Origin of the sequence: Corallococcus sp. AB038B (genome assembly GCF_003668955.1) — a bacterium.
Taxonomy (GTDB): domain Bacteria; phylum Myxococcota; class Myxococcia; order Myxococcales; family Myxococcaceae; genus Corallococcus; species Corallococcus exiguus.
Window position 1 is genome coordinate 1 of record NZ_RAWO01000031.1, and the last position, 10,477, is coordinate 10,477.

Here is a 10,477-nt window from a genome sequence, read left to right on the forward strand (position 1 = left end):
CGAGCGTGGTTGCCTTCACCTGGGCCAGCAGCTGGCGGAAGGAGTCCTCCGGGCGCACGTGGGCGCGCAACACCAGCGTGTTGACGAAGAAGCCGATGAGGCCCTCGGCCTCGGAGTGGGTGCGGCCGGCGATGGGAGAGCCGACGCTGACGTCGTCCTGGCCGGAGTAGCGCGACAGCAGCAGCTGGAAGGCGGAGAGCAGCAGCATGAAGGGCGTGGCGCCTTCACGCTGGGCGAGGCTGCGCAGCGAGTCGGTCAGCTGCGAAGGGAAGTGCACGGGCACCGTGGCACCGCGCCGTGACTGCACGGCCGGACGAGGACGGTCCGTGGGCAGCTCCAGTGCGGCAGGGGCACCCGTCAACTGGCGCTTCCAGTAGCCGAGCTGCGCATCCAGCGTCTCGCCCTGGAGCCACTGGCGCTGCCAGAGGGCGAAGTCCGCGTACTGCACCGGCATCGGTGCGAGCGACTGCTCACGGCCCGCGGAGAAGGCGGCGTAGCTCGTGGCCAACTCCTTCACGAGGACGCCCATGGACCAGCCGTCGGAGACGATGTGGTGCATCGTCACGAGGAGGACGTGCGTCTCTTCAGCCAATCGCAGGAGGGCGGTGCGCAGCAGCGGCCCATGGACGAGATGGAAGGGCTGCCGGGCTTCCAGCGTGGCAAGCCGCAGCGTCTCCGCTTCGCGAGCGGACTCCTCCAGGGAAGAGAGGTCCTGCACGGGGAGCGCCCAGGAAGCCGGGGCATGGATGCGCTGGAAGGGCTGGCCCTCTTCTTCAAAGAAGGTGGTGCGCAGGGCTTCGTGCCGCGCCACCAGCGCCTCGAAGGCGCGGCGCAGGGCCTCGACGTCCAGGCGGCCCAGGAGGCGCAGCGCGACGGGGAGATTGTAGGACGCGTCATCCGGCGCCAGCTGATCGAGGAACCAGAGGCGCTGCTGCGCGAAGGAGAGCGGCTGGGGCCCTTCGGTGCGAACACGCGTGAGGGGAGGCAGGCGCGTACCGGTAGAGACGCGCTGCAACTTCTCCGCGAGTGTCGCGATGGTGGGGGCTTCGAAGAGGGCTCGGAGGGGCAGCTCCACGTCGAACGCGGCACGCACGCGGGCCACCAACTGCGTGGCGAGCAGCGAGTGGCCACCCAGCTCGAAAAAGTTGTCCGTGCGGCCGACAGAGGGCACACGAAGCACTTCGCTCCAGAGGGTCGCGAGCTTCTCCTCCAGCGGAGTCGCCGGGGCTTCATAGACGTGCGAAGCCCGGAGCACACCCGCGTCCGGGGCGGGAAGCGCCTTGCGGTCCACCTTGCCGTTGGACGTCAGCGGCAGCGCGTCCAGAGGGACGAAGGCGGCGGGCACCATGTACTCAGGCAGCCTCTGCTTGAGGTGCGCACGGAGGGCCGTGACGTCGAGGGCGTCGCCGACGACATAGGCCACCAGCCGCTTGTCGCCTGGATCATCCTCGCGGGCGAGCACGACGGCATCCTTCACAGCGGGGGCTGCGCGCAGGGCGTTCTCGACTTCACCCAACTCGATGCGGAAGCCTCGCACCTTCACCTGGGCGTCGATGCGGCCGACGAAGTCCAACTGGCCATCCGCGCGCCAGCGCACCACGTCGCCCGTGCGGTAGAGGCGAGCCCCTTCTTCACCGGAGAATGCGTCAGGCACGAAGCGCTCTGCGGTGAGGCCAGTCCTTCCCGCGTACCCGCGCGCGACGCCGACGCCACCGATGTGCAACTCACCGCGCACGCCCACGGGCACGGGCTGGCCGTGCGGGTCCAGGACATAGACGTGCACGTTCGCCAGCGGCTTGCCGATGGACGGCACTTCTCCATCCGCCACCGCCTCACCGAAGGTGGCGATGACGGTGGCTTCGGTGGGGCCGTAGGTGTTGAGCAGGCGCCGTCCCGGGGCCCAACGCGCGACGACATCCGCGGGCAGAGCTTCGCCGCCGGAGATGACGGTGCGCACCTTGGGCAGTCCCTCGGACGACGTGGCCGCCAGTGCCGCGGGGGTAAGGCTGACGACACTCAACTCCTGCTCACGCAGCAGCACGGGCAGCGGCGCGCCCGGCATCAGCTTCTCCAGCGGTGCGAGCACCAGCGTGGCGCCGTTGCAGAGTGTGGTGAAAATCTCCTCCACGGACAGGTCGAAGCTGAGGCTGGCGAACTGCAACACGCGGCTGCCGGGCCCAATGCCGTAGGCCACTGCCTCGTGGGTGACGAGGTTGGCGACGCTGCGGTGCTCCACCGCCGTGCCCTTGGGAGTACCCGTGCTGCCCGAGGTGTAGAGCAGGTACGCCATGTTCGCGGGCGTCACGCCCGTCACGGGCGCATCCGTCGGTTCAGCGGCGAGAGCACCGCGCTCGGTGTCCAAGCAGAGCGCGCGCGCATGCAGTGCTTCGGGGAAGCGGTCCACCAGCGCGTGCTGGGTGACGAGCACCTGGGCCGCGCTGTCCTCCAGCATGAAGGACAGACGCTCACGGGGCAGAAGCGGATCCACCGGCACCCAGGCACCACCGGCCTTCAGGATGCCCAGCAGACCAATGGCGATATCGAGGGAGCGCTCGACGCTGAGCGCGACGCGAACTTCCGGTCCCACGCCACGACGGCGAAGGGCATGGGCGAGCTGATTGGCGCGCGCATCCAGCTGCGCGTACGTCAGCTGCGTCCCCTCGAACACAGCAGCCAGTGCCTCCGGCGCGCGACGCACCTGCTCCTCGAAGAGCGAGTGCATGCACGCTTCGGGGAACGGCGCCCGCGTCGCATTCCACTCCACCAGCACCTGCTGGCGCTCCTCCCCCGCGAGCAACTGCACCGACGACAGGCGGCGGTCCGGATGCGCGACGAAGCCCTCCATGAGCAGCCGCAGGTGCCGCATCATCCGCACGACGGTCGACCTGTCGAAGAGGTCGGTGTCGTATTCCAACTCTCCCGTGAAGCCCTTCTCGGTCCTCGACAGGGACAGCGTGAGGTCGAACTTCGCGGAGGCGCCCATGCGCTCCTCGACCTGCACCTTCACGCCCGCGAGCGAGAGGTCCACCTCCGGGATGTTCTGCATGAGGAACAGCACGTTGAACAACGGCGACCCGCGCAGGTCGCGCATCGGCTGGAGCTGTTCGAACGGCAGGTTCTGGTTCGCGAGCACCCCCAGCGTGGTGGTGCGCACCCGGCTCAGCAGCTCCCGCACCGTGGGTTCGCCGCCCATCCGGGTGCGGAGCACGAGCGTGTTGATGAAGTACCCGAGCAGCCCCTCCAGCTCCGCGTCGTTGCGGCCCGCCACGGAGGACCCCACGCTCACGTCGTCCTGGCCGGAGTAACGGCCAATCAACACCTGGAGCGCGGCGAGCAGGAACATGAAGGGCGTGAGGCCCTCGCGCGTGCAGAGCGCTTCCACGGCGCGCGACAACTCCAGGGGGAAGGCGACCGGCAACAGGGCGCCAGGATGCGCCCCTCGGGGACCTCGGGGACGGTCCGTGGGCAGCTCCAGCACGGATGGCATTCCGTCAATCTCGCGGCGCCACCAGGCGATCTGCCTTTCCAGCTCCGCGCCCGACAGCCACTGGCGCTGCCACACCGCGAAGTCCGCGTACTGGAAGGGCAGCACCGGCAACACGGGCTTCGCCCCCGCGACGAAGGCACGGTAGGCCTCCGACAGCTCCCGCATGAGGACGCTCATGGACCAGCCGTCGAACACGGCGTGGTGGATGGTCAGCAGCACCAAGTGCTCGTGAACATCCAGCACCAGCACCGACGCGCGCAGCAGCGGCCCCGACTCCAGGTTGAAGGGGTGGCGCACCTCGGCCTCCGTGCGGCGCAGCACCTCCGCCTCGCGCTGCTCCGGAGACAGGGCCCGCAGGTCCACCACCGGCAGCACCAGCGGCTCGGGCGGCGCGATGACCTGCACGGGCACGTCCTCGGTCGGCTGGAAGGTGGTGCGCAGCGCTTCGTGTCGGTGCACCACCAGCTCCAGCGCCAGGCGCAGGGCCTCCAGGTTCAGCGCCCCGGTCAGCCGCAGCGAGAACGGCATGTTGTACGCGGCCGAGCCTGGATCGAACTGCTCCATCACCCAGATGCGCTGCTGCGCGAAGGACGTGGGCAGGTTCCGAGTGCGCGGCACCGGCACCACCGGCGGCGGACCGGCGAAGCGCGCATCCTTCGCTGAGGCCGCGATGCGCACCGCCAGCTCCGCCACGGTGGGGGACTCGAACAGCGCCTGCAGGGGCAGGTCCACCTGGTACGCCGTGCGCAACCGCGACGTCAGCCGCGTGGCCAGCAGCGAGTGCCCTCCCAGCTCGAAGAAGCTGTCGGTGGCACCCACCCGCGGCACCTGGAGGAGCGACGCGTAGAGCTCCGCGACCTGGGCCTCCATCGGCGTGCGCGGCGCGACGAACTCTCGCGCTGCTTCCGTGGACACGTCCGGCGCGGGCAGTGCCTTGCGGTCCACCTTGCCGTTGGGCGTCAGGGGCATCGCGTCCATCACGACCAGCGCGGACGGCACCATGTACTCGGGCAGCCGCTCCTTCATGAGCGCGCGCAGCGCCTGGGACTCCAGCGTCTGTCCGGGACGCGCCACCACGTAGCCCACGAGGCGCGCGTCGGCCCCGTTGCCGCGCACCACCACGGCGGCGTCGCGCACGCCCGGGGCCTGGCTCAGCACCGCTTCAATCTCTCCCAGCTCGATGCGGTAGCCGCGCAGCTTCACCTGGTTGTCGACGCGGTTGAGGTACTCCAGCACGCCGTGGGCGGCCCACCGCACGCGGTCGCCCGTGCGGTACACGCGCAGGCCCGGTACGCCGCCGTACGCGTCTGGGATGAAGCGCTCCGCCGTCTGGTCCGGCCGGTGGAGGTAGCCCCGGGTGACGCCCTCGCCGCCGATGAACAACTCACCCGGCACGCCGCGCGGCACCGGGTTCAACCCGCTGTCCAGCACGTACACCTGCGTGCCGGAGATGGGCCGGCCAATCGGCACGCTGCCCGTGCCCGACGCCACCTCGTGCGCGGTGGACCACACCGTCGTCTCCGTGGGGCCGTACACGTTCCACAACACGCGGCAGCGCTGGAGCAGCGACTCGGCCAGCTCTCGCGGCAGGGCCTCGCCGCCGGTGAGGGCCGTCAGCTCCGGGCCCTTCCAGTCCGTCTCCAGGAGCAGCCGCCAGGTGCTGGGCGTGGCCTGGAGCACCGTCGCCCCGCACTGCCGCAGCAGCCCCGCCAGCCGAGAACCGTCCACGGCGATGTCCCGCGACGCGATGACGACCTGCCCGCCCACCGACAACGGCAGGAACAGCTCCAGCACCGCGATGTCGAACGACAGCGTGGTGACGGCCACCAGCACGTCCTTCGAGGACATGCCCGTCGCCTCCCGCAACGCCGCCAGGAAGCGCGCCACCGTGCCGTGAGGCACCTGCACGCCCTTGGGACGCCCGGTGCTTCCGGAGGTGAAGAGCACGTACGCCACGGCCTCCGGTGGCACCGCGTCGCGCAGCGGTGCGCCGTCCTCCGCCGCGATGGCCTCCGCGTCCCCGTCCAACGACACCACGCGCGCCGAATGCGGCGGCAGGATGGACGCCAGCGCGCGCTGCGACACCAGCACCGGCATCCCGCTCGTCTCCACCATGTACGCCAGGCGGTCCGGGGGGAACGCCGGATCCAGCGGCACGTAGGTGCCCCCGGCCTTCAGCACGGCGAGCACCGCCACCAGCATGTCGAGCGAACGCTCCACGCACAGGCCCACCCGCACTTCCGTGCCCACGCCCAGCCGGCGCAGGTGTCGCGCCAGCCGCGAGGCCCGTTCCTCCAGCTGCGCGTACGTGAGCGACTGGTCCCCGAACGTGACGGCGACCGCGTCCGGCGTGAGGTCCACCTGGGCTTCGAAGGCGCCGTGCTGCGTGCTCCACGGCAGCGGGGCAGGGCGGGGCGGCTGCCAGGCGAGGAGCACCTCGTGGCGCTCGGCGTCGGTGAGCAGCGGCAGGCGGGAGACGGCCTCGTGGGGGCGGCGGACGGCGCCCTCCAGCAGCACGCGCAGGTGCTCCGCCATGCGCGCCAGGGTGGGCGCGGTGAAGAGGTCGGTGTCGTATTCGAGGAAGCCCTTGAGGCCCGCTTCCGTCTCCAGCACCTGGAGCATCAGGTCGAACTTCGACGTGAGCGTGTCCAGCTCCATCGCCTCCAGCTTCACGCCCTCCACGGACGCCGCGCCGCGGAAGGAGGCCTGGAGCGTGAGCATCACCTGGAAGAACGGCGTGCGCCCCTGGGTGCGCTCCGGACGCAGCTCCTCCACCAGCCGCTCGAAGGGGAACTCCTGGTGCTCATGGGCCGCGAGGACCGTCTCCCGCACCTGGTGCAGCAGCGCGCGGAAGGACGCGGAGGGCTCCACCTGCGTGCGCATCACCACCGTGTTGACGAACAGCCCGATGAGGCCCTCCACCTCGCCGCGCGTGCGGCCCGCCACCGGCGAGCCCACCGTCACGTCCTCCTGCCCCGCATAGCGCGACAGCAGCACCTGCCAGCCCGTCAGCAGCACCATGAAGAGCGAGGCGCCCTCCTGTTGCGCCAGCGCCTTGAGCGCCTCCGTCAGCTCGCGCGACAGCAGGAACTCATGCCGTGCACCCCGGCCACTGCGGGCCGCGGGGCGGGGCAGGTCCGTGGGGAGCTCCAGCGCGGAGGGCACTCCGGCCAGCTGCCGCTTCCAGTAATCGAGTTGCTTCTCCAGCCGGGGGCCCTGCATCCACTCGCGCTGCCAGACGCCGAAGTCCGCGTACTGCACACCCAGCGGAGGCAGGGACAGGGCCTGTCCTCGCGCGAAGGCTCCGTAGTGGAGCGCCACCTCGCGCACCAGCAGCGTCATGGACCAACCGTCGGAGACGATGTGGTGCACCACCACCACGAGCAGGTGCTCCTTGGGCGCGGACGTCAGCAGCAGCGCGCGCAGCAGCGGGCCCTTCGCGAGGTCAAAGGGCCGGGCCGCGGCTTCACGCGCCAGGCGCCACGCTGCTTCCGGTGGCGAGCCGGTGAAGTCGTGATGCTCCAGCGCGAGCGCCGGCTCCGGAGACACCACCTGCACGGGGCCGGATTCGTCCTCGCGGAAGGTCGTGCGCAGCACTTCGTGACGGCGCACCACTTCGCGCAGCGCGCGCTCCAGCGCGGCCACGTCGAGCGCGCCCTCCAGGCGCACCGCCATGGGCACGTTGTAGAGGGACGTGCCGGGCTGCAGCTGATCAATGAACCACAGGCGCTGCTGGGCGAAGGACAGGGGCAGCGGGCGCGTGCGGTCCTGTGCTGGGATGAGGCCTTGGACGGAGTTGCCGGCGACGGCCTTCTGCGCGGCCATCTTCCTGAGCAGCTCGGCGCGCTTCTCCGGTGAGAGGTTCGCGATCCGCTTCGACAGATCCTGGCTCATCTCATGTACTCCGCGCTCGGGGACGCCATCGCGGGCGCCACCCGGGGCGGTGGCGTTCGCGAGAAGTAAGACCTGCTGCTGATTCCGGGATGACGCCGTGCGCCGCTCTCTCGCGAGAAGCGGAGGGTGGGTCAAATCCGCACTGGCCACACTATTCTGTGGGCAGCCGAGCTGTCATGGGGGCGCCCAGCCGGAAGTGCGAATGAATTCACGTATTTATGGGAAGAGGCGGGATCCCCGAACTCATCACCGGAAGGACTCACGGTGTCGCTCAGAGGGGAACCTGCGCGCGGGGTCGTCCTCCCGCCAGGAGGGGGAGCAGGCCGGACGCCGGCCTGCTCGCCACCCGTCACCGACTGCGTTTTCAGCCCGCCTTCGCCAGCGGCGGAGGCGGCGCGGTCAGCAGGGCCGCCGTGGGCACGGAGTAGTTCGCGGCCAGGAGGATCTCCGCGATGGCATCGCCCACGTTGGCCTGCGTGTCGTTGTACTCGGTGGGCTTGCAGAAGATGCACACCGCCAGGATGGGGCCCTGGAACGTGAACTCCGCGACCTCCACCTGCGGCACGGGCTTCTCCTGGACGCCCTTCACCGAGGTCATGCGCTCCACCAGGGCCTGCTGAAGCACCCGCACGTCCACGCCGTGCATCAGCGGCACCTTGATCGTCATCTTGCGGTACGGGTGGTGGCTGTAATTGATGATGTTGTCGCTGAACATCTGGTTGTTGCCCACGGCGATCCGCACGTTGTCCGACGTGTCGAGCGTGGTGACGAACAGGCCGATCTCCTGGACGATGCCCACGACGCCGCCGGCTTCAATCTCCTCGCCCACGCGGAAGGGGCGCAGCACCAGCAGGAAGATGCCCGCGGCGAAGTTGGCCAGCAGCCCGGACCACGCCGCGCCAATGGCGATACCCGCGGCGGCGATCAACGCGGCGAAGGACGTGGTCTCCACGCCCATCAACCCCAGGATGCCGACGATCAGCATTATCGTGAGCGTGCCGGTGAACAGCGAACCGACGTAGCGGATCAGCGTGGCGTCCAGCTGCCGCCGCTGCAGGCCCATGTCCAGCACCTTGCGGAAGCCGGCGATGACCGTCCGCCCGATGAACCAGACGAACAGCGCCCCAATGACCTTGAGCAGCATCGGGAGCGCTTCGGTCAGGGCAAGTGACTTCAATTGAACGACGATTTCATCCATGGCTCGAACTCCCTTGACCCGGACCGGGTGTGCGACGTGCCTTTTGCACGGGACTGGCCGGGGCATGCAAGTCGGGTTGCCTTGAATCCATATTTTTCCACGAGGGCAGTCATGACCCGCCCGGGGTCGTGATGGCTGGGCCTTGCGTGGAGGGAGCGCGAGGCTGAGGTTGCGGCGCATGCGCCTTTTCCCGGTCGCGGTCTCGCTGTTCCTGAGCGCCTGTACGGCCTCCCGCGTCGCGGTGCCTCCGCCCACGGGCGAGGAGGTGACGGTCTTCGTCCCCGGGTACCGCGGGTCGTTCCTCGCGACGGCGGACGGTGAGCACGAGCGGGCCTGGGTGTCCGTGGGCGACGTGCTGACTCGCGGTGAGCGGTCGCTGGCGCTGCCGTTTCCCGGCCAGCGGGCGACGCCGGGCTTCGGGCCGCTCGAGGCGGACGGACCGGTGACGCGCTTCACGGTGCTGCCGTGGGTGGCTCGCTACGACGTCTACAAGCGCTTCCTGGAGTTCGGGCGCGAGCGGCTGCCGGGCTTCGTCGTCTTCGACTACGACTGGCGGCAGGACAACCGCGTGACGGCGAAGCGGCTGTGCGCGCTGCTGGATTCGCTCGCGGAGGCGCGGGGCGGCCAGGTGAAGGTGAACCTGGTGGCGCACAGCATGGGCGGGCTGATCACGCTGCACTGCCTGCGCTACGGCACCGGTGACGACACGGGCGAGCCCACGTGGGCGGGCGCGCGGCACGTGAAGCGCGTGGTGTTCCTGGGCACGCCGTTCCGGGGCGCTCCGGGCATGTTCGACGATTTCACCCTGGGCACGCCGGTGGGGCGCAACCGGTCGCTGCTGTCACCGGAGGCGCTCTTCACCTTCGCGTCCGCGTTCCAGCTCCTGCCCATGGAGAGCGACTTCTTCGTGGACGCGAGCGGCCAGCCGGTGACGTTCGATGCCTACCGCCCGGACGCGTGGGTCGACGGCGGGTGGGGCGTGTTCCAGGACGCGGCGGTGCGGGAGTCGCCCGCGTATCGCCAGTGGCTGGAGCGCATGCTGGAGGCGCGCTCGCAGCTGGCGCGCTCACTCTCCGAGCACGATGAACCACCGCCGCCCTTCCGCACGCTGGCGGTGGTGGGCGTGGGGCATCCGTTGATCAAGTCGTTCCGGATCATCGACGGGAAGCCCACGTTCGAGGATCCGGTTCTCGCGGACGGAGATGGTTCGGTCCTGACGGCGCGGGCCATGCCGCCCGGGCCGCTCCACGTGGACCGGCTGGAGACGCAGGCGGACCACGTGGGGATGATGGGTGACGAGGAGGTCCAGGAGGCCGTCGCGCGCTTCGTCACCGGCGACTGACTTGGGGGTGATTCAGTCGCCCTGGATGGCGGCCTGCCAGTCGCCGTCCGAGGAGATGCCCACGCGCATGCCGATGTAGCTCTTCTCCTTGCGCATGTCGGTGATCATCTCGTCCGGATAGATGCCCTTGAGCAGGGCGAAGTCCGCGTCGGTGGCGCCTTCACGGAAGGCGGTGGGCCACCAGTACAGATTGCCCTCCTGGTAGAAGGGGAGGTTGAGGACGTGGACCAGCCGCGCCAGCACCGGCTGCGGGCTGTCCTTCCACTCCTCCTGGATGCGCCAGGTGGTGGCCATGTCCTGGTCGGGGTCGTAGGAGAAGCGCACGCTCGGGCCCTTCTCATCCCCCAGCTTCTGGAGGCCCGCGTAGTCGCACGCCACGGCGGCCTTGATGATGCGCTCGCGCATGGACGCCACGGCCGGAGGCAGGGGCTTCACGGTGGGCTTGGGGACGGGGCTCAGCCGGCTCGCCGAGCACGACGCCGCGGCCGGGGCGCTCGGCTTGGAGGCAGGCGGGGCAGGGGGAGGGGCGGGCTTGGGCGGGGTGGGCATGGTCGGG

The 10,477-nt window shown here is 70.0% G+C and carries 4 protein-coding genes; 1 reads left to right on the forward strand and 3 read right to left on the reverse strand.

What is annotated here, in order from left to right; all coding sequences use genetic code 11:
* On the reverse strand, positions 1 to 7,381 hold a 7,381-nt coding region (locus tag D7Y04_RS42300), incomplete at its 3' end, for a non-ribosomal peptide synthetase (protein ID WP_121763042.1).
* 364 nt (positions 7,382 to 7,745) lie between these two features.
* Complete coding sequence (locus tag D7Y04_RS42305; RefSeq protein ID WP_120599747.1) at positions 7,746 to 8,579, reverse strand: mechanosensitive ion channel family protein; 834 nt, start codon at positions 8,577 to 8,579, stop codon at positions 7,746 to 7,748.
* Between the two features lie 178 nt (positions 8,580 to 8,757).
* Between D7Y04_RS42305 and D7Y04_RS42310 the strand changes: the two genes are divergently transcribed.
* On the forward strand, positions 8,758 to 9,921 hold the full coding sequence (locus D7Y04_RS42310; protein WP_120599746.1) for a hypothetical protein: 1,164 nt from the start codon (positions 8,758 to 8,760) through the stop codon (positions 9,919 to 9,921).
* A 12-nt stretch (positions 9,922 to 9,933) separates the two neighbouring features.
* Here the strand turns inward: D7Y04_RS42310 and D7Y04_RS42315 are convergent.
* Positions 9,934 to 10,477: hypothetical protein (locus D7Y04_RS42315; RefSeq protein WP_233601844.1), on the reverse strand; the 544-nt coding region annotated here is incomplete at its 5' end.

Coding starts and splice junctions, on each gene's coding strand:
- D7Y04_RS42305 (WP_120599747.1), bottom strand. CDS start 8,579: ATGGATGAAATCGTCGTTCAATTGAAGTCACTTGCCCTGACCGAAGCG.
- D7Y04_RS42310 (WP_120599746.1), top strand. CDS start 8,758: ATGCGCCTTTTCCCGGTCGCGGTCTCGCTGTTCCTGAGCGCCTGTACG.